The organism is Microlunatus ginsengisoli (assembly GCF_039537205.1).
Lineage (GTDB): Bacteria > Actinomycetota > Actinomycetes > Propionibacteriales > Propionibacteriaceae > Microlunatus > Microlunatus ginsengisoli.
The window spans coordinates 21,234-41,439 of the sequence record NZ_BAABAB010000049.1 but is presented as its reverse complement, the minus strand read 5'-3'; the positions used below and the strand labels follow the sequence as shown (position 1 = coordinate 41,439).

General features: G+C 68.0%; 16 protein-coding genes, 1 tRNA gene and 1 pseudogene. 8 read left to right on the top strand and 10 right to left on the bottom strand.

Going from position 1 to position 20,206, the window contains the following annotated elements; all coding sequences use genetic code 11:
- Nucleotides 1–89: 89 nt before the first annotated feature.
- Nucleotides 90–1,739 (bottom strand): ABC transporter substrate-binding protein, encoded by a 1,650-nt coding sequence (locus ABD747_RS22855; protein ID WP_344809007.1) that lies wholly within the window; start codon nt 1,737–1,739, stop codon nt 90–92.
- 242 nt (nt 1,740–1,981) lie between these two features.
- Between ABD747_RS22855 and ABD747_RS22850 the strand changes: the two genes are divergently transcribed.
- Nucleotides 1,982–2,920 carry a formylglycine-generating enzyme family protein gene (locus ABD747_RS22850; protein ID WP_344809006.1) on the top strand — a complete coding sequence of 313 codons (939 nt, stop codon included), beginning with the start codon at nt 1,982–1,984 and terminating at the stop codon, nt 2,918–2,920.
- Between the two features lie 36 nt (nt 2,921–2,956).
- Nucleotides 2,957–3,898 carry an AEC family transporter gene (locus ABD747_RS22845; protein WP_344809005.1) on the top strand — a complete coding sequence of 314 codons (942 nt, stop codon included), beginning with the start codon at nt 2,957–2,959 and terminating at the stop codon, nt 3,896–3,898.
- Here ABD747_RS22845 and ABD747_RS22840 read toward each other — a convergent pair.
- Nucleotides 3,891–4,637: a response regulator transcription factor gene (locus ABD747_RS22840; RefSeq protein WP_344809004.1), complete on the bottom strand. Its 747-nt coding sequence runs from the start codon at nt 4,635–4,637 to the stop codon at nt 3,891–3,893. The two genes, ABD747_RS22845 and ABD747_RS22840, sit on opposite strands and share 8 nt — an antisense overlap.
- 528 nt (nt 4,638–5,165) lie before the next feature.
- Between ABD747_RS22840 and ABD747_RS22835 the strand changes: the two genes are divergently transcribed.
- Nucleotides 5,166–5,915 (top strand): hypothetical protein, encoded by a 750-nt coding sequence (locus tag ABD747_RS22835; protein ID WP_344809003.1) that lies wholly within the window; start codon nt 5,166–5,168, stop codon nt 5,913–5,915.
- Between the two features lie 360 nt (nt 5,916–6,275).
- Here ABD747_RS22835 and ABD747_RS22830 read toward each other — a convergent pair.
- Nucleotides 6,276–6,348, bottom strand: a tRNA-Arg gene (locus ABD747_RS22830).
- Nucleotides 6,349–6,610: 262 nt separating this feature from the next.
- Between ABD747_RS22830 and ABD747_RS22825 the strand changes: the two genes are divergently transcribed.
- The 3 genes from ABD747_RS22825 (at nt 6,611) to ABD747_RS22815 (ending at nt 10,172) form a co-directional block, all read left to right on the top strand.
- Nucleotides 6,611–7,813, top strand: a complete 1,203-nt coding sequence (locus ABD747_RS22825; RefSeq protein WP_344809207.1) for an inorganic phosphate transporter — start codon at nt 6,611–6,613, stop codon at nt 7,811–7,813.
- Nucleotides 7,810–8,046 carry a hypothetical protein gene (locus tag ABD747_RS22820; protein ID WP_344809001.1) on the top strand — a complete coding sequence of 79 codons (237 nt, stop codon included), beginning with the start codon at nt 7,810–7,812 and terminating at the stop codon, nt 8,044–8,046. The genes ABD747_RS22825 and ABD747_RS22820 overlap by 4 nt, the downstream gene beginning before the upstream one ends.
- Before the next feature lie 260 nt (nt 8,047–8,306).
- Entirely contained in the window at nt 8,307–10,172 is a 1,866-nt protein-coding gene (locus ABD747_RS22815) for a phosphoenolpyruvate carboxykinase (GTP) (RefSeq protein ID WP_344808999.1), read from the top strand.
- Nucleotides 10,173–10,494: 322 nt separating this feature from the next.
- Here the strand turns inward: ABD747_RS22815 and ABD747_RS22810 are convergent, their stop codons facing one another.
- The 7 genes from ABD747_RS22810 to ABD747_RS22780 form a co-directional block, all read right to left on the bottom strand.
- Nucleotides 10,495–11,640: an ABC transporter substrate-binding protein gene (locus ABD747_RS22810; protein WP_344808997.1), complete on the bottom strand. Its 1,146-nt coding sequence runs from the start codon at nt 11,638–11,640 to the stop codon at nt 10,495–10,497.
- 65 nt (nt 11,641–11,705) lie between these two features.
- Complete coding sequence (locus ABD747_RS22805) at nt 11,706–12,533, bottom strand: ABC transporter permease (protein ID WP_344808995.1); 828 nt, start codon at nt 12,531–12,533, stop codon at nt 11,706–11,708.
- Nucleotides 12,530–13,372: an ABC transporter ATP-binding protein gene (locus tag ABD747_RS22800; RefSeq protein ID WP_344808994.1), complete on the bottom strand. Its 843-nt coding sequence runs from the start codon at nt 13,370–13,372 to the stop codon at nt 12,530–12,532. The genes ABD747_RS22805 and ABD747_RS22800 overlap by 4 nt, the downstream gene beginning before the upstream one ends.
- Nucleotides 13,369–14,235 carry an ABC transporter permease gene (locus ABD747_RS22795; RefSeq protein WP_344808992.1) on the bottom strand — a complete coding sequence of 289 codons (867 nt, stop codon included), beginning with the start codon at nt 14,233–14,235 and terminating at the stop codon, nt 13,369–13,371. Before ABD747_RS22795 ends, ABD747_RS22800 begins: the two co-directional genes overlap by 4 nt.
- Nucleotides 14,236–14,347: 112 nt before the next feature.
- Nucleotides 14,348–15,364, bottom strand: a complete 1,017-nt coding sequence (locus tag ABD747_RS22790; protein WP_344808990.1) for a TIGR03842 family LLM class F420-dependent oxidoreductase — start codon at nt 15,362–15,364, stop codon at nt 14,348–14,350.
- A 67-nt stretch (nt 15,365–15,431) separates the two neighbouring features.
- Nucleotides 15,432–16,868: a dihydropyrimidinase gene (hydA, locus tag ABD747_RS22785; protein ID WP_344808986.1), complete on the bottom strand. Its 1,437-nt coding sequence runs from the start codon at nt 16,866–16,868 to the stop codon at nt 15,432–15,434.
- Between the two features lie 28 nt (nt 16,869–16,896).
- Nucleotides 16,897–17,745, bottom strand: a complete 849-nt coding sequence (locus ABD747_RS22780; protein ID WP_425562573.1) for a nitrilase-related carbon-nitrogen hydrolase — start codon at nt 17,743–17,745, stop codon at nt 16,897–16,899.
- A 230-nt stretch (nt 17,746–17,975) separates the two neighbouring features.
- Here ABD747_RS22780 and ABD747_RS22775 point away from each other — a divergent pair, with 230 nt between their 5' ends.
- Together ABD747_RS22775 and ABD747_RS26815 are read left to right on the top strand one after the other, a co-directional pair.
- Nucleotides 17,976–19,349, top strand: coding sequence for an aminotransferase class III-fold pyridoxal phosphate-dependent enzyme (locus ABD747_RS22775; protein ID WP_344808982.1), 1,374 nt, complete (start codon nt 17,976–17,978; stop codon nt 19,347–19,349).
- Nucleotides 19,350–19,496: 147 nt separating this feature from the next.
- Nucleotides 19,497–20,201: pseudogene (locus ABD747_RS26815) on the top strand (GTP-binding protein); the annotation flags it as partial.
- Nucleotides 20,202–20,206 lie beyond the last annotated feature (5 nt).

The window sequence follows — 20,206 nt, the reverse complement described above, 5'->3', positions numbered from 1 at the left end:
TCGCTTGTCTGCTCGAGCCGCGCCAGACGCGCCATGAGCCTGTCGAGAGTCGGCGACTCTCGACAGGCTCAGGCGGCTATGTCAGGCGATCAGCTCTTGGACAGCGCGCCGTAGCGGAACTTGAACGACGGGTCCAGGGTCTGGTCGGCACCGGACACGGTCGAGGCGACTACGGCCACCTGCGCACCCTGGAGCAGCGGGAGCGTCGACAGATCCTTGGCCTCGTCGTTCTGGATCTGCTCGATCAGCTTGGTCCGGGCCGCCTTGTCGGTGGTGCCGGCCTGCTGGGTGATCAACTTCTGGATGGCCGGGTTGTCGTAGTGGTTGGCCAGGAAGTTGTTCTCGGAGAAGAACGGGGTCAGGTAGTTGTCGGCGTCGGAGTAGTCCGGGAACCAGCCGAGCTGGTAGACGGGGTAGACGTCGGCCACCCGGTCCTTGGAGTACTGCACCCACTCGGTCGATTGCAGGTCGACCTTGAACAGGCCGGAGGCGTCGAGCTGGTCCTTGATCATGCCGTACTCGTCGGCGGAGTTGGTGCCGTAGTGGTCCGGGTTGTACTGCAGCTTGATCTCGACCGGGGTGGTCACACCGGCGGCCTGCAAGGTCTGCTTCGCCTTGTCCACACTGGCGCCGCCGCTGCCGTCGCCGTACAGCGGCTTCAGTGCCTCGTTGGCGCCGGTCAGGCCGGCAGCGACGAACGAGTATGCCGGGGTGTAGGTGCCCTTGTAGACCTGGTCGGCGATCGCCTTCCGGTCGACGGTGTCGGCGATGGCCTGGCGGACCGCCAGCGCCTTCTTCGGATCGGCGTCGGAGGTCTTGGCGCCGTACGGCATGGTGTTGAAGTTGAACACCATGTAGCGCAGCTCACCGCCCGGCCCGTCGACGACCTTCACCTTGTCGTTGGTCCGCAGATCGGCGATGTCGGTCGCCGTCAGGCTGCGGAACGCGACGTCGATGGCGTTGCTGGCGACGTCCAGCTTGAGGTTGGACTCCTCCGCGTAGTACTTGACGTTCACCGTGTCGGTCTTCGCCGGCGGCAGCACACCCTTGTAGTCGGGATTCGCCTTGTACTGGATGAGGTTGTTGAAGTCATAGCTGGTGATCGTGTACTGGCCGGCAAACGCCTTGCCCGCGACGATGTCCTGGTCGCTGGTCAGCGCGGTCGGCGAGAACACCTCCTCGTCGACGATCGGGCCGGCCGGTGAGGACAGCACCTGCGGGAACGTGACGTCGTTGGCGACCTTCAGCTTGAACACGACCGTGGTGGGATCCGGGGCCGACACACTGGCCAGGTTCCCCAGCAGCGAGGCGGGCCCGTTCGGGTCGTTGATCTTCACCTGGCGGTCGAAGGTGAACTTCACGTCGGAGGAGGTGAGGTCGTGCCCGTTGGCCCACTTCAGGCCCGGCTTCAGCTTGACCGTGTACTCCGTCGGCGCTGTGAACGAGGCCGACTCCGCGATGTCGGGCTGGACGTCGGGGCTGCCGTACGGGGTGTTCATCAGGAACGGGAAGACCTGGTTCATCACCGCGAACGAGCCGTTGTCATAGGAGCCGGCCGGATCCAGCTTGGTGATCTTGTCGGTGGTACCGACGGTGATCGCGCCGGTCGCCGAACCGCCGGCTGACGAGTTGGAGCCCGCGCTCCCGCCACCGCCGCAGGCGGCCAGGACGAGCGCGGCGGCGGCCAGGCCGGCACCGAGTGCGACACTGCGCGGTCGCCAGGAATTTGCGAAAGTCATGGAATCTCCCATCAAGTTGTCCCGCAGCACAGCACGGGGCCGGAGAGTTTGGCGTCTCGGCGCCGTTTCTGAGAATTCAGTGTGCCAACGTACAGTCCTAACACACATGCGGCAGAGACGGAACGGAAGTTACAAAGTCGGCATACAGCGTTCGGCATCTGCCTGGCGGGGCCCCGAGCCGTCCTCGTGTCGCACCCGGCCGGCCGGCAGCGCACATCCCCGGCGGTGGCAGACTCGACGGCGTGCCGACTCCTCGCCCGAAGAACATGGTGCGCATACCGGGCGGTGAGTTCTGGATGGGATCGACCGAGTTCTATCCCGAGGAGGGACCTGTCCACCGCGTGCACGTCGACGAGTTCTGGATGGACGAGCATCCCGTCACCGTGGCGGAGTTCCGCCGGTTCGTGAAGGCCACCGGCCACCGGACCACCGCCGAGCACGCGCCCGACCCGGATGACTACCCGGGAGCCGACGCCGCCGATCTGGTGCCCGGCTCGCTGGTGTTCCGGCCGACCACCGGGCCCGTGCCCCTGAACGACTTCCGTACCTGGTGGACGTTCACGCCCGAGGCGGACTGGCGGCATCCCGAGGGCCCGGACAGCAACGTCGGCGGCCGCGAACGGCACCCGGTGACCCATGTGTCCTACTTCGATGCCTGCGCGTACGCGGATTGGGCCGGGAAGTCTCTGCCGACCGAGGCCGAGTGGGAGTTCGCCGCCCGCGGCGGGCTGGACCGGCAACGGTTCGCGTGGGGCGAGGAGGAACTGATCCGTGGCCGCCGGCAGGCGAACACCTGGCAGGGCCGGTTCCCGTGGGAGAACCTGCTGGAAGACGGCTTCTTCGGCACCTCGCCGGTGGGCAGCTTCCCGCCCAGCCCGTACGGCCTCCTGGACATCACCGGCAACGTCTGGGAGTGGACCAGCGACTACTACACCAGCGACCATGCGGCCGGCCGAAAGAACGTCGAGCCGGCGGACGCGTGCTGCGTGCCGCAGAACCCGCGGATCCAGGACTACACCTTCGCCGATGCGGCGGAGGGCTATCCGCGGCGCGTGGTCAAGGGCGGGTCCCATCTGTGCGCGCCCAACTACTGTCTCCGCTACCGGCCCGCGGCGCGACAGGGGCAGACCGAGGAGACCTCGACGGGTCACCTCGGCTTCCGCTGCGTCCTGCGTCCCTGATTCCCCGGCCGACCCGCCCCGAAGGAGCGATGCCACGTGCTCGGCGTGCTGGCCGGCTTCGCCACCATCGGCATCATCATCGGTCTCGGGTTTCTGCTGGCCCAGTTGAAGATCCTGGACGTCACCGCGCAGGGTGTGCTCAGCCGGACGGCGTTCTATGTCGCGAGCCCGGCCCTGATGATCACCGTGCTGGGCCGGACCGACATCCACCGACTGCTGTCGGCGAACCTGATCGCCTCCCTCGGCAGTGTCGCAGTCGCGGCTACGGCGGCCGTGCTGCTGGCCCGGCTGGTGTGGAGAAGGACGGCTGGCGACACGGTGATCGCCGGCTTCTGCTCGGCGTACGTCAACGCCGGCAACCTCGGCCTGCCGATCGCCGCGTACGCCCTCGGAGACGCGGCCTTGATCGCACCGATGCTGCTGGCCCAGCTGCTCGTCCTGCAACCGAGCGGGTTGACCATCCTGGACGGCATCGCGCACACGCCGCATCCGGGCACCTCGCGGGGCAGGCTCTTCTGGATCCGGCTGTCCAGGCCGTTCCGCAACCCGCTGGCCGTGGGGTCCCTGGTGGGCCTCGCCCTTGCGCTCACGGGCATCACCCTGCCGGTCGCGATCAACGCCCCACTGACCCTGGTGGGCGGGATGGCGGTTCCGTCGATGCTGCTGGCCTACGGCATCTCGCTGCGGCTGGGCGGCCGGCCGGGTGGTTCGGAGCCGCCCGTCCAGGTGGCCAGCCTGGTCGCGATCAAGCTGCTGCTGCAGCCGGTGGCGGCGTACCTGATCGGCGCCTATCTGGTCGGCCTGGAGGGCCACGACCTGCTCGCGGTGACGGTGATCGCCGCGCTGCCGACCGCCCAGAACGTGTTCACGTTCGCGATGCGCTACGACCGGGGGGTGCTGCTCGCCCGCGACGTGATCTTCGTCGCGACCATCCTCAGCGTGCCGGCGATCATCGTGATCACCTGGTTGCTCACCTGATCGGCAACGGCCCGTCCGGTGCCTGATCGGTGAGCACGGCACGCACGGCGTTCAGCCGATCCTTCACCCCGAGCTTGCGATAGACGTGCTCCAGGTGCTTGTGGACGGTCCGCGGGGACGCACCGAGCCGGTGCGCGATGGCCTGGGTGCTCAGCCCGTCGACCAGCAGCCGCAGGACGACGACCTCGCGTGGGGTCAGATTCCAGCAGGTCCCCCAGCTGCCGTCGGCATCGGATGTCCGCAGGAGTGCCAGGTGCCGGCTCAGCCCGACCAACACGGGCTGCAGCCGGGTCGCGATCTCGAGATCGTCCTCGGAGAAGTCGCGTCCGGTGCGGGCCAGGATGAACGCCCGATGTGTGGTCGGGCCGAGGTGGTAGCTGATGGAGAGCTGCTCCTCGCAACCGTGCTCCGCCAGCAGGTCCTGAACGCGTCGTCGGGTCGATCGCGACGCGATCTCCCAGGGAACGCGACCGCTGGTCTGCGGATGCAGATCGCCGGTGACCGCGTGCCAGCGGACGAGCGGGTGCGTCCCGAGCAGCGCACCGGACCGGTACTCGGGATCGCCGTGATCGACGGGCATCACCCCGACGGGCGAGCAGATGAAGCCGAAGTCCTCGGCGGAATTCTGCCAGTCCCAGGCGACGCCGGTCACCTCGAACGACTCGCAGAGTTGCTCGCGCAGGAAGGAGTCCGACATCGCCATCCGGTCCTGCTGCAGCACGTGCGAGATTACCCCCAACCATGGCAGCAGACGCTGCTCCGTGGTCGGCGTTCGGGGGAGCCCTGCCGGTGGCCGCGACCCGCCGCCCGGGGGCCGCCAGACGGCGAACCTGGTTGCGCTCGGAGGCACCGACCCGCCGTCCTTCCCCACGCCGCGGGCCGGGGTCGTGGTGACCACATCCGCACGTTAACGCACCTCCGACGTACGCACTACTACGTATGGCGAGCGGGCTCGCGCCGACGAGAGGGTGATGACACCAGGAGGAATCGGCGGGCAGTTCGGAGAACAGCGTGGGAGCAACACCGGTCGAGGTCAGGCAGGGCGCGCCCATGCCGGTCATGGGGATGCGTCACGTCACCGGGGGTGGCTTTACACAGCACCGACCGCGCTGACCTCCGCCGCGCCTGCCGCCTCGTCGGCTGGGCGAACCGCTTCACCGAACGGCGACCGCCGACTTCCCGAGTTTGGACACCGTGGACCGAGCCTCTGACTACGCTGATTGCGTCGCGATCGTCAGGCTCGCCAGGCGCCATCAGGGAGATCGATGTGAGGTCCAAGTCTCTGCTCGCGGTCGCCGTCGGGGCCGCGCTGGTCGCACTCGCCGCGCCGACCGCCCAAGCCGCGCCGCCGCGAGTTCCGCTCACCTGCGGAATGGTGCTGACCAGGGATGCCACTGTCTACCTGACCCACGATCTGACCTGCCGGACCTCCGTCGGAGTCGAGGTGGACTATCCCGAGGGCGAGGACTACCCGGCGGTCCCGCACGTGACCGTCGACCTCCGCGGACACACGCTCCGGGGATCCGGCAAGCTCTACAGCGTCGGCATCGGTGGTGGTTCGGACGAGGGTGGTTCCGTCCAGCTCCGTGTGATCAACGGTCGGGCAGAGAACTGGACCTGGGGAGTGTTCGGCGGATCCACCAGCCGGGTGGAGCGGATGAAGCTCACCGGCAACCAGGTCGGTTACGGCTGCAACAGCTCATGCGCGTTGATCGACAGCTACCTGGCGCGCAACAAGGACTCCGGCCTGTCCGCGGCCGACGCCGGCGTCACCGTCCGCGGAACCATCTTCGCCGACAACCCGCGAGGCATCCACATGGCCATCGGTGGCTTGGACGTACGACGCAGCGTCTTCGCCAGGAACACCGTCGGCATCGAGGCGCCGCTGGCCGGAACCTCCGTGGCGAAGAGCGCGTTCCTCGACAACGACACCGCCATCAGCGTTGGCGACAACTGCCCGACCTTGTCCTACAACGTGTTCGTCCGGAACGGCACCGACGTCGACAGCACCTGCTGACCGTCGGAAATGGTGTCGACGCTCCACCGCAGACCCGTGTAATCGGGGACCTGACCGAGCTCGCGGAACGTGCTTCGACCGGTGGCTGGCGCCGGCCGCTGCCCGCCCGCTCGACGGGCTGCCAACCCGGATCGCGGCTCGCGACTCGCTCCCGCCGGCGTTCGTCCAGCGCGGCAGCATCCCCGGGAGTCCCGGCGTCAGTCCCCCATGTTTACCCAGTTGGTCACGCGGCTGGCGGGAACTAGGCACCTTGGCGCACCTTGTCGCGGTGGCGTCCCAGTGAGGCAAGATCGTTGACAAGCGAGAAGCGCTGAGAGGAGATGAGCGATCTCGGTGCCGCTGATGCGCGGTGAAGCTGTGCGCACCCGGAGGGATTCGAACCCCCAACCTTCTGATCCGTAGTCAGATGCTCTATCCGTTGAGCCACGGGTGCTTGTCACGCCCGTCCGGGCGCAACGCCGCCCAAGTCTAGCGGACGGCACGGGCCCGCGCCGAATCGAAATCGCGGCCCGCACTCCCAGAACAGCCGTACGAATCCGAGGCTTGACCAAACCACCTGGCGACTGGTATGGGCCAGATTGACAACCCATGGCGGTCACCTATTGTTCAACTGACGCTCGAAGCTCTAGCGTCGGCCTGTAACCGGGTGTTCACCGCCACTCCGGATCAGCTCGGGATCGACCATCCAGATAAGGATCGCCGTGACACTGTCGGTCGTCATCGCCGTGATCCTCGTGGCCCTCATCTTCGACTTCACCAACGGCTTCCACGACAGCGCCAACGCGATGGCTGGCCCGATCGCCACGGGCGCGCTGAAGCCGCGCACCGCGGTGGTCATCGCGGCGGTTCTGAACCTGGTCGGCGCCTGCCTGTCGACGGAGGTCGCCAAGACCATCTCCGGCGGCCTGTTCGACGACAGCCTGATCAGCGCGTCGGTCATCCTGGCCGGGCTGGTCGGCGCGATCATCTGGAACCTGCTGACCTGGCTCGTCGGGCTTCCGTCGAGTTCCTCGCACGCGCTGTTCGGTGGGCTGATCGGAGCGGTCATCGTCGGCGCCGGGCTGGCGTCGATCAACGGGTCGGTGATCGTGTCCAAGATCCTGCTCCCGGCGGTGGTCGCGCCGCTGGTCGCCGGGTTTGCCGCGCTGCTCGCGACGAAGATCGCCTATCGAGCCACCCGGCGCACGCCGAGCGCGCACACCGAGGGCGGCTTCAAGTACGGACAGGCCTTCACGGCCTCCCTGGTCGCCCTGGCTCACGGGACGTCCGACGGCCAGAAGACGATGGGCGTGATCACCCTGGTCCTCGTCACCGCCGGCTTCCAGTCGTCGGGCACCGGTCCGCAGTGGTGGGTCATCCTGGCCGCCGGTCTGGCGATCGGGCTGGGGACGTACTCCGGTGGTTGGCGGATCATGCGGACGATGGGCAAGGGCGTGGTCGAGATCGAGACCCCGCAGGGCGCCGCGTCCGGTGCGGCGACCAGCGCCACCATTCTGGCCTCGGCCCACCTCGGCTTCGGGCTCTCCACGACCCAGGTCGCCACCGGTGCCATCGTCGGCTCCGGCATCGGCCGCCGGGGTGCACTGATCCGCTGGGCAACTGCGCGCCGGATGGTCGTCGCCTGGCTGCTGACCCTTCCGGGTGCGGCCCTGGTCGGCGGCCTCGCGGCCCTCCTCGCCGATCGCGGCGTCGTCGGCGTGATCGTGCTGCTCGCGCTGCTGGCCGTCGCGAGCTTGGTCATCTGGAGGATCTCGCGGCGCAACCAGATCAACGCCGACAACGTCACCGACGGCCACGAGGTGCTGGTGCTGTCCACCACGCCGCCGCCGACGTACGTCGAGGAGAACCAGCTCGACGACCGCAAGCACGGCCGCAGCCGGGCCAAGGGGGCGGCGTGAACATCCACGTCGACTGGACCTCGCTGCTCGTCGTCGCGGTCGTCTCTATCGTCTCGACGGTGATCTTCACCGCGTTGTTGTCGGGCGGCATCCGCTACGTCTCGCTGGCCGCCGTCCGCGCGAACCAGCGGCAGTCGTCCGTCGTCCCGCGGCTGGCCGGTCTGAGCCTGCTCGGCCTGGCCGGGCTGCTGGTGCTGTTCGGCATCTATCTGATCGTGCCGTTCTTCCACTGAGTCGTACGCGGGCGGGTGACCTCCGACACTGGTCTGGTGCGAGCGTCCTCCGGATCCTTCTGAGCACGACCGACCGAGTGAGCCTCATCACGTCGCCGAGGGCCTGCCGCGTCGTGACAACCTTGTCCTTTTGATGTGAGCCACATCACAGCGACTCTTTGTGTCAAATCACCTAATACCAGTCCGCAGGGTGGGCTATCTTTTCAGACCACCCGCACTACTGGTCCTCTTGGGGATCGACGAATGCAGAGAGCGAGCCGATGACACCCCTTCTCGAACCTCAGTCCAGCCCGACGTCGAATGCCGTTGCCTCCACCCCGTCGAGCGCACCGACCACGCACCGTCGGCTGCTGGCCTGGGTCTCCGAGGTCGTCGAACTGACCCAGCCCGCCGACGTCCGGTGGTGCGACGGGTCCGACGCCGAGTGGGACGAGCTGACCGCGGAGCTGATCGCCTCCGGAACGCTGGTCCAGCTCGATCCGCAGGCCAAGCCGAACTCCTTCTATGCCCGCACCGACCCGAGCGACGTGGCCCGGGTCGAGGACCGGACATTCATCTGCTCGGTCGATCCGGCCGACGCCGGCCCGACCAACAATTGGATGGACCCGACGCAGATGAAGTCGGTGATGACCGATCTCTACCGCGGCTCGATGCGCGGCCGGACGATGTACGTCGTCCCGTTCTGCATGGGCCCGATCGACGCCGAGCACCCGATGTTCGGAGTCGAGATCACCGACTCTGCGTACGTCGCCGTCAGCATGAAGATCATGACCAGGATGGGCGCCGAGCCGTTGGCCGCGATGACCGCGAACGGTGACGCCGACTTCGTGCCCTGCCTGCACTCCGTCGGTGCGCCGCTCGAGCCGGGCCAGTCCGACGTGCCCTGGCCGTGCAGCGACACGAAGTACATCACCCACTTCCCCGAGGAGCGGCTGATCTGGTCCTACGGCTCCGGCTACGGTGGCAACTCGCTGCTGGGCAAGAAGTGCTACTCGCTGCGGATCGCGTCGGTGATCGGTCGCGACGAGGGCTGGCTGGCCGAGCACATGCTGATCTTGAAGCTGATCTCGCCGGCAGGGCGCGCCTACCACATCGCGGCCGCCTTCCCGAGCGCCTGCGGCAAGACAAACCTGGCGATGATCCAGCCGACCATCCCGGGCTGGCGCGTGGAGACCCTCGGCGACGACATCGCCTGGATGAGGTTCGGTGCCGACGGCCGGCTGTATGCCACCAACCCCGAGTACGGCCTGTTCGGCGTCGCGCCCGGCACCGGCTGGGGCACCAACCCGAACGCCATGCGCACCATCGACCGAGGCAACTCGCTGTTCACCAACGTCGCTCTGACCGATCACGGCGACGTCTGGTGGGAGGGGATCAGCGAGGTCACGCCGCCCCATCTCGCCGACTGGCGCGGCAACAGCTGGGTGCCAGGCGAGGCAACGACGCCGGCCGCGCACCCGAACAGCCGCTTCTGCACGCCCATCCGGCAGTGCCCGATCCTGTCGTCCGACTACGACAACCCGGCCGGCGTGCCGATCGACGCCATCATCTTCGGCGGCCGGCGCAAGACGACGGTGCCGCTGGTGACCCAGGCGCGGGATTGGCAGCACGGGGTGTTCATGGGCGCCACCTTGTCGAGCGAGACGACCGCGGCGGCGACCGGTGCCGTCGGCGTCGTGCGACGGGACCCGATGGCGATGCTGCCGTTCATCGGCTATCACGCCGGTGACTACTTCGGCCACTGGCTGGAGGTCGGCAAGCAGCACGACGCCGCGAACCTGCCCGCCGTGTTCTACGTGAACTGGTTCCGTCGCTCGGCCGACGGCGGCTTCCTCTGGCCGGGCTTCGGCGAGAACAGCCGGGTGCTGAAGTGGGTGATCGAGCGGATCGAGGGCAAGGCCGCCGCCGTCGAGACCCCGATCGGCTACGCACCTACCGCCGGCAGCCTCGACGTCACCGGGCTCGACATCACCGAGGCCGAGGTGGCGGCCGCGCTCGAGGTCGACGTGGACGAGTGGCGCGCCGAGCTGCCGCTGATCGAGGACTGGTTCGCCCAGATCGGCGACAAGGTGCCGACCGAGCTGCTGACGGAGCTCGACGTCTTGCGGGGCCGTCTGGGGGGCTGACACCCAGCGCGTCGGAGCGGGCGGCTCCGCATCCCCGGCTTTCGGGACATCCCCCGCCCTCCTGCGGTGCAGCTCAATGGCGAGCTGCACCGCAGTGACGTTCCCAGCCGTTCGAGTTGCCGCCGCAACACCGGGCGCACAACGGGCCGGAATCCTCCTTGATCCCGGCCCTCTGCCTCCCAGTCTGGTCCGGCTGGTGCCGCCGCGCCAGGGTTCGGCGACAGATCGTCACCGGGTTGTCGCATTTCCGGCGCTCGATCCCCGAGATCGCGCTCTCACGCCGGCTAACGGCAATCGAGCGCCCGAAATGCGACAGACGAGCTCAGTTGCCGCCCTCCTGAAGCTGCACCGTGATCGGCTTGAAGCCCTTCCCGTCGACGTCGACCCCGTCAGCCTTGAGCTCCGACAGCGCCTTCTCGACGTACTCGTTGGTTTTGGCGGTCTCCGGCGGCGCCTTGCTGATGATCGTCGCGCCGGTCTCGTTTTTAGTGCCGAGGGCGATGTCGACGGTGCGCTTCCAGGAGGCGTCGTCGATCATGCCGATCCCGTGGCCGGAGGGCCAGATCAGCTTGTTCACCTCGTTGGTCATCCACAGCTGGTGGCTCTGCCCCAGCTGCGAGCCGGCCGCGGTCACGATCTTGGCCGCCTGGTCCGGGTTGTCCCGGGCATAGACCCAGCCCTTGATCGATGCCTTGATGAACTTCGTGGTCTCGTCCGCATACGCCGGATCGCTGGCCAGCCTGTCGGAATTCGCCCAGATCGCGTCCTGCAGCATCGCTGTGCCGACCTTGTTCCAGTCGATCACGTTGAGATCGCTCGGCTGATAGAGCTGCCCCGTCTTCGGGTTCTTGGTCTCCAGCACCTGGGCGTACTCGTTGTAGGTCATTGCCTGGGCCGCGTCGATGTCGCCGGACAGAAAACCGTTCATGTCGAACGCCTGCTGGATCAGCTTGATGTCGGACAGCTGCACCCCGGCCTTCTGCATCCCGGCGAACAGCTCCCACTCGTTCCCGTAGCCCCAGCTGCCCACCTTCTTGCCCGCCAACTGAGCCGGATCGGCAATGCTCTTGTCCTTGAACGAGATCTGCGTCGTCGCGCTGCGCTCGAAGATCTGGGCCACGTCGGTGATCTTGGCGCCCTGCTCGATCGAGCCGAGCACCTTGGGCACCCACGAGATCGCGTAGTCCACGTCGCCGGCGGACAGCACGTCCTGCGGCACGATGTCCGGGCCACCCTCGACGATCTGCACGTCGAGACCCTCGTCCTTGTAGTACCCCTGATCCACCGCGGCGTAGTAGCCGGCGAACTGGGCCTGCGCCACCCACTGCAGCTGCAGCTTCACCTTGACCGGTTCCGAACCACCGGCGCTGTCGCCCGAGCTCGGCGTGCCACCACCACCGCAGGCCGTCACGCCCAGCAGCATCGCGCTCGCGGCCAGCGCGAGCCCCCATCGTGTTCTGCTGCCCATCCGCACACTCCTCACTGGTCGTTTCCTCTTCTCGGCTGTCCCGTCGTCGGGAGGCCGGCAAGCTGTCAGGACGATCGGTGCCGGGTGACCCACCGCTCCAGTCCGAGCGTCGCACCGTAGAAGACGAGGCCGAGCAGGATCGCGCCGAGGACGTAGGCCCAGGCAAGCGGGTAGTTGCTGCTCGCAGCGGCGCTGGTGATCGACTTGCCGAGTCCGGTGACCGGGCCGCCGAAGTACTCCGCGACCAGAGCAGAGATCACGGCCAACGAGGCGCCGATCCGCAGCCCGGTGAACACGTACGGCGCCGCCGTCGGCAGCGTCACGGCCCACTGCTGCTGACCGGCCGAGGCCGCGTACGCGCGCATCAAGTCCCGGTGCACCGGTTTGACCTGGCGCAGCCCCCGCAGCGTGTTCAGATACACCGGGATCAAGACGGCCAGCCCGGCGACGATCTGACGGGCGGCCTCGACGTCGGCGCCGTACATCGTGTACAGCACCGGGGCCAGCGCCACGATCGGCATCACCGACAGTGCGGCCACCAGTGGTGCCGCCATGCCGTCCAGCACGGAGGCGATGTTCGCCAGCACCGCGCCGAGCACACCGAGCACCGCGCCGACGACCAACCCGATCAGGGCGTTCAGCCCGGTTCGGGCCGCACCTGCCAGCACGTTGTCGAGGTTGGCGACGAACTGGTGACCGATAGCGCTCGGCGACGGCAGCACGAACGGCTCGATCTGCAGGCCGACGACCAGCGCCTGCCACGCCACGATCACGATCGCCCCGAGGACGATCGGCGCGACCACGCTGCGGACGGCCGAGCCACCGGCGAGCACGCGGCTCGGGATGGTCGTGGTCGCGTCGGTCCGCAGCCCGCCGGCCGGTACGTCCGTCATCGGCTGTCCACACCCCGGGCCGATCCCTGCGAGGCGGGGGCCTCGACCCCGTGCAGCGCCTCGCGCACCGCGGCCACCGCGGCGAAGAAGCTGTCCTCCTCGCGCAGCGCGTCGTGCCGGTCGCCCTGGCCGAGCTCGACCGGCACGACCCCGACGATCCGACCGGGCCGCGGCGACATCACCACCACCCGGTCGGAGAGGAACACGGCCTCCGGGATCGAGTGGGTCACGAACACGACGGCCGCGCCGGTCTCGGAGCAGATCCGGACCAGCTCGTTCTGCATCCGCTCACGGGTCATCTCGTCCAGGGCGCCGAACGGCTCGTCCATCAGCAACAGCCGCGGCCGCTCGACCAGGGCGCGCGCGATCGCCACCCGCTGCTGCATGCCACCCGACAGCTGGTCGGGGTAGGAGCCGGCGAACTCGACCAGTCCGATCAGCTCCAGCAGCTCGGCCACCCGGGTCGCCCGCTCCGCCTTGCCGATCCTGTGCAGCTCCAGCGGCAGCGCGATGTTCGCGGCAACCGTCCGCCACGGCAGCAGTCCCGCTTGCTGGAAGGCGATGCCGTAGTCCTGGTCGCGCCGAGCCTGGCCGGCCGGCTTGTCGAACACCTGGACCGATCCGGAGCTGGGCTGGTCGAGATCGGCGATCAACCGCAGCAGCGTGCTCTTGCCGCAGCCGCTGGGTCCGATCAGGGATACGAACTCCCCCTGCCCGACCTCGAGATCGATCGCGCTGAGCGCGGTGAGAGCGGTCGGACCCGAGCCGAACACCTTGCCGGCCCCCTGGACCCGCACCGCTCGGACGTCCCCCGCGACGCCCGCCGAAGTCTCGTTCATGCCGTGACCTCCGACCGGCGGTAGCGGCGCAGGGGAAGCCCGAGCAGGGTGACGAAGCCGGCCGCGATCAGGCCGAGCACGACGGCACCGAAGATCGGCGCCCACGGCTTGGCCGGGTCGCCGCCGGCCGCCTGTGCGTACTCGATGATCATCCGGCCGATGCCGCCCCGGAGCCCGATCGACACCTCCGCGACCACGACACCGATCACCGCCGCCGCGGCGGCCAGCCGCAGTGCCGGCAACAGATAGGGCACGCTCGCTGGCAGCCGGAGCGCCCGCAGGGTCCGCCACCAGCCCGCGCCGTACGTCCGCATCAGGTCCACGTGCGTCGCGTCGGGTGACCTCAGTCCGCGGAGCATCCCCACCGCGACCGGGAAGAACGCCAGATAGCCGGCGATCACGGCGACCGAATACCAGCTCTCCCACTCGAAACCGTCGGTGCTCAGCGCCGATCCCCAGCGGCGAACCAGGGGCGCGATAGCGATCAGCGGGACGGTTTGGCTGAGTATCACCCAGGGCAGCACGGCAGCCTCGGCGATCTTCAGCCCGCTCATCACGACCGCCAGCGCCAGGCCGACGACCACGCCGATCACCCAACCCACGGCGGCGATCCGCAGGCTGAACAGGCCAGCTTCCAGCACGTTCTGCCACAGCGGCGGACCGGAGTGGCCCACCGCCGGCTCGAACAACCGGCCGGCCATCTCCCAGACGTGGGGCATCGCCCGATCGCTGGTCCGCGGCAGGATCGTTCGGCCGGCAACGACCACGCCGTTCTCCGGCCCGAACGTCTTGTAGAGCTCCCAGACAGCGGCGGCCAGCAGCAGCCCGGCGAGACCGAGCCCGATGGAACGCAGCCTCCTCACGCGGGCCGAGCCTGTCGAAGCGCGGAGAGATGCCCTTCGACAAGCTCAGGGCACGTTTCGGCGCTCAGCTCAGGGCACGTTTCGGCGCTCAGCTCAGGGCAGGTGAGGCGATTCACGACTTCGCCACAACGTGAGCCTGCAGCGCGGGAATGATCGTCTCGCCGTAAACCCGGAGGGTCTCCTCCTTGTTGTCGTGCTGGAGATAGCCGGAGAACTGGTCGACGCCGATCTCGGCGAGCTGCTTCAGCTTCGCGATGTGATCGTCGGCGGTGCCGAGGATGCAGAACCGGTCCACGATCTCGTCCGGCACGAATTCGGCGTGGGTGTTGCCGGCCCGCCCGTGCTCGTTGTAGTCGTAGCCTTGCCGGCCCTTGATGTAGTCGGTGAACGCCCCCGGGATCTCGCTGTGCTCGCCGTAGCGGGCGACGATGTCGGCGACATGGTTGCCGACCATCCCGCCGAACCAGCGGCACTGGTCGCGCATGTGCTGCCAGTCGGTGCCCACGTAGTTCGGCGCCGCGACGCAGAAGGTGATCTCCGCCGGGTCGCGACCCGCGTCCGCCGCCGCCTGGCGCACACTGGTGATCATCCAGCGCGCGATGTCGACGTCGGCCAGCTGGAGGATGAAGCCGTCGCCGACCTCGCCGGCGAGCTTCAACGCCAGTGGGCCGTAGGCAGCCACCCAGACCTCCAATGACGACGTGCGTGCCCAGGGGAACTGCAGGGTTGCCCCCTTGTAGTCGACCGGTCGGCAGTTCGCCAGCTCCCTGATCACGTGGGTCGCCTCGCGGACCTCCTTCAGCGTGGCCGGTTTGCCGTTGGTCACCCGTACCGCCGAGTCACCGCGCCCGATACCGCAGACGGTCCGGTTGCCGTACATCTCGTTCAGCGTGGCGAACAGCGAGGCCGTCACGCTCCAGTCCCGCGTGCTCGGATTGGTCACCATCGGACCGACCATCACCCGCTTGGTCTTGTCGAGGATCTGGCTGTAGATCACGTACGGCTCCTGCCAGAGCAGGTGCGAGTCGAACGTCCACACCCAGTCGAAGCCGTGCGCCTCTGCCAGCTGCGCCAGCTGGACCACCCGCCAGGCCGGTGGATTCGTCTGCAGGACCACGCCGAAATCCATGATCAGATCAGCCCTCCGCCTGAGCCTGTCCTGAGCCGGTCGAAGGGCTCACGCGACGTCCCGTTGCTCACAGCAGATACTGACTGAGGTCGCGCTTCAGAAACTGCCCATGACCCTTGCTGCCGACGTACCCGGACTCGTCGACGATCACCGAACCGCGCGACATCACCCAGTCGACGTGTCCGTCGATCTCGTAGCCCTCCCAGGCGGAGTGGTCCATGTTCATGTGATGCGTCTTCTCGTAGCCGATCGAGGTGTGCCCGCTCGGGTCGTAGATCACGAGGTCGGCATCGGCACCGGGCTGGACGGCGCCCTTGCGGCCGTACAGACCGAACATCCGGGCCGGCGTCGTCGAGGTCAGCTCGACCCAGCGCGGCAGTGAGATCTGGCCGGTGACGACTCCCTGATACATCAGGTCCATCCGGTGCTCGATGCTACCGATGCCGTTCGGGATGGCCCGGAAATCGCCCCGGCCGAGCTCCTTCTGCTCCTTCATGCAGAACGGGCAGTGGTCGGTCGACACCATCTGCAGGTCGTTGGTGCGCAGCGCCTGCCACATGGCGTCCTGATGACCCTCCGGACGCGATCGCAAAGGGGTGGAGCAGACCCACTTGGCACCTTCGAAGTCACCCCACTCCGGGCTGCTCGCGCCGAGCTGCTCCTCCAGGGAGAGGTAGAGATACTGCGGACAGGTCTCACCGAAGACGTTGCGGCCGCGGTCGCGGGCCGCGGCGATCTGCTCGACCGCCTGTTTCGCGCTGACGTGCACGACGTAGAGCGGCGCGCCGGTCAGGTCGGCGATCATGATCGCCCGGTGGGTCGCCTCCTCCTCCATCTGCCAGGCGCGGGCGATGCCGTGGAAGTACGGCGAGGTCTTGCCGGTCTCGTAGAGCTGCTGGGCCAGGACGTCGATCGCGGGTCCGTTCTCCGCGTGCATCATCGTGACCAAGCCGGTCTCGGCAGACTTCTGCATCGCCTTGAGGATCTGGGCGTCATCGGAATAGAAGACACCCGGATAGGCCATGAACAACTTGAAGCTGGTGATCCCCTCATCGATCAAGGAGTCCATCGCCTTGAGCGAGAACTCGTCGACGCCACCGATGATCTGGTGGAAGCCGTAGTCGACGGCGCAGTTGCCGGCTGCCTTGGCGTGCCAGGACGCCAGCCCGTCCTCGACCCGCTCGCCGTAGCGCTGCACCGCGAAGTCGATGATCGAGGTGGTGCCACCCCAGGCCGCCGCCCGGGTTCCGGTCTCGAACGTGTCGGACGCGTTGGTGCCGCCGAACGGCAGCTCCATATGGGTGTGGGCGTCGATCCCGCCGGGGATGACATACTTCCCGGTGGCGTCGACTACCGCGTCCACGTTCTGCGCGAGATCGACGCCGAGCAACGCCGACCCGGGGGCCAGCACCGCGACGATGTTCTCGCCGTCCACCAGGACGTCCGCGGTCGCGGTCCCGGTGGCGTTCACCACGGTCCCGCCGGTGATCAAGGTCGTGCTCACATTTCCTCCCGTTCGCTCGGTGCGACGATCAGGGCTTGGTAATCGAGGTGTAGGAGTCGGGGCGGCGGTCCCGATAGAACTGCCAGTCGTTGCGGACCTTCCTGATCATGTCCAGGTCCAGGTCGCGGACCACCACCTCTTCGTCGGTGTCGCTGCCCATCGCGCCGACCAGGTTGCCCTGCGGATCCACGAACTGGCTCGACCCGTAGAACGTGACGGCGAGGTCGCCGTACTCGTTGTCCTCCCGGCCGACCCGGTTGGGCGCCGCCACGAAGTAGCCGTTCGCCGCGGCGGCGGCCGGCTGCTCGATCTCCCACAACCGGTTCGATAGCCCCGGCTTGGTGGCGTTCGGGTTGAACACGATCTGGGCGCCGTTCAAGCCGAGCTCGCGCCAGCCCTCGGGGAAGTGCCGGTCGTAGCAGATGTAGACCCCGATCGGGCCGACGGCGGTCTTGAACACCGGGTAGCCGAGGTTGCCGGGCCGGAAGTAGAACTTCTCCCAGAACTTGTCCAGGTTGGGCAGGTGGTGCTTGCGGTACTTGCCGAGGATGGAGCCGTCGGCGTCGACCACGACTGCGGTGTTGTAGTAGACCCCGGGCTGCTCCTCCTCATAGATCGGCAGCACCAGCACCATCGACAACTCCGCGGCCAGCGCGGCGAACCGCTGCACGATCGGGCCGTCGGCCGGCTCGGCGAAGTCGTAGTACTTGGCGTCCTCGGTGATACCGAAGTAGGGACCGTAGAACAGTTCCTGGAAGCAGATCACCTGCGCGCCGGCCGAGGCGGCCTGGCGGGCGAAGCCCTCGTGCTTGTCCAGCATCGAGGCCTTGTCGCCGGTCCACGTGGTCTGGGTGATCGCAGCTCTGACGGTAGGCATGTCGTTCATCCTCTCCCCGGTGCAGGCCGGATGTCGACGGTCGGCGGCGCGCGCCGGCGACCGCAGACGCCCGGAACTGGCATTGAACACAGCCGGGCGTTTCAACGGCGTGTCGGCGCGTGACGCCGACATGACGAGCCTCACGGCGCCCGCCCGGAACTCTCATACCTATCGGTTCGATCCGGGTCGGCACAAGATTATGCTGGCTGAATCGAGAAAGGGACCGAATCGTGACCGACTACCGGGCAATGGCCAGGGACAACCTCCTGCTCCACTTCTCCAAGCCGCAGGTGGACAACCTGCTGGTCCTGGACCGAGCCGAGGGACCGTACGTCTTCGACACCGACGGCAACCGCTACATCGACGCCCTGTCCAGCCTCTTCTGCGCCCAGATCGGTTACTCCTACGGCGCCGAGATGGCCGAGGTCGCGACCCGGCAGCTGACCACGCTGCCGTTCAACACGAACTGGGCGACCGCGCACCCGGCCGCGCTGGAACTCGCCGAGAAGGTGTCGTCCCTGGCCCCGGCCGACGACTACCGGGTGTTCTTCACCGACGGCGGCTCGGAGTCGGTCGAGGCGGCCTGGAAGTTCGTCCGGGAGCACTACGTGGCGCTCGGCCAGCCGCAGCGGCGCAAGGCGATCGCCCGCAAGGTCGCCTACCACGGCGTGACGTTGGGCGCGCTGTCCTTCACCGGCATCCCCGGCTTCAAGAACGACTTTGGTACGCCGCCGATCGAGGTCACCCACGTCTCCAACACCAACCCGTTCCGCGCTCCCGACGGCGACGACCCCGCGGCGTTCTGTGCCCGGCTGCTGGCCGAGGTCGAGCAAGCCGTCCGTGACGCCGGGCCGGACGAGGTCGCGCTGATCATCGCCGAGCCGATCCAGAACGCGGGTGGCTCGATCCCGGCACCGCCCGGGTACTGGAAGGGCCTGCGCGAGATCGCCGACCGCTACGGCATCTTGTTGATGGCCGACGAGGTGATCAGCGGTTTCGGCCGGATCGGCGAGTTCTTCGCCAGCTCGCGCGAGGGCGTGGCGCCGGACCTGATCAGCGTCGCCAAGGGAATCACGTCGGCATACGCGCCGATGGGCGCGGTACTCGCTCGGTCCCGGGTGGTGGAGCCGCTGATCGACAACGGCGGCCGCGTCTTCCGGCACGGCGTCACCTTCGCCGGCCACCCGGTCAGCGCGGCGATCGCACTGAAGAACATCGAGATCTTCGAGCGGGACCAGATCCTGGAGAACGTCCGCGCGCTGGAACCGCACCTGAAGGCGAGGATGGAGGATCTGCGGACGCTCCCGATCGTCGGCGACGTCCGCGGCGCCGGCTTCTTCTGGGCGGTCGAGATGGTGGCCGATGCCGACAACACCCGGCTCGACCAGGCGCAGCGCGACAAGTTGATTCGCGGCTTCCTGCCGAAGCGATTCCGCGAGGCCGGCCTGATCGCCCGCACCGACGACCGCGGCGACGCCGTCATGCAGATCGCGCCCGTGCTGAACAGCGACGCAGCTTTGCTGGACGAGATCGTGGATCGGCTCGGCGAGGTGCTCGTCGACGCGGGCAAGGAGATCGGGGTCGCCGAGCCGGCGCTCGCCTGATCTCGGCACAAATGCGGTGGCGGCCGGACCGCCGACGACGTATCGTGGTCCGGCCGGATCGCCCGGCCTTGGAGCCCGGAAGAGGTGTGAAGATGCGAGCAGCGCGTACGCACGTGTCCTGCCACCTCCTCTCGAAGGGTTTCCTGCGTGCTCGCCCGCTCACTCAACCTGGGCATTCTCGCCCACGTCGACGCCGGTAAGACCACCCTCACCGAACGCCTCCTGCACACCGCGGGAGTGATCGACGAGCCCGGATCCGTCGACTCCGGCACGACTCGGACCGACTCGTTGTCGCTGGAGCGGCGGCGCGGCATCACGATCAAGGCCGCGGTCGTCTCATTCCCGCTCGACGACCTGAGCGTCAATGTCATCGACACCCCGGGCCACCCGGACTTCATCGCCGAGGTCGAACGGGTTCTCGGTGTCCTCGACGGCGCCGTGCTGGTGCTGTCGGCAGTCGAGGGCATCCAGCCGCAGACGCGGATCCTGATGCGGGCACTGCAACGGCTCGGAGTCCCGACCCTGCTGTTCGTGAACAAGATTGACCGCAGCGGTGCCGACGTCGACGCCGTCTTGGCGTCGGTCCGGCGGCGGCTGTCCCCGCACGTGCTGTCGATGGGGCGGGTCGAGGACGCCGGGACGCCGGCGGCGACGTTCACCGGTTTCCGGCCCGACGACCGCCGCTTCCGCGAACGGGAAACGGCCGCTCTCGCCGAGCACGACGATGCGATCCTCGCCTGCTACCTCGCGATCGGCGCGGGCCCGGGACCCATGCTGCAGGCCGAGTTGGCAAGGCAGACCCGGGCCGGATTGCTGCACCCGGCCTTCGCGGGATCGGCGGCCACGGGAGCCGGCGT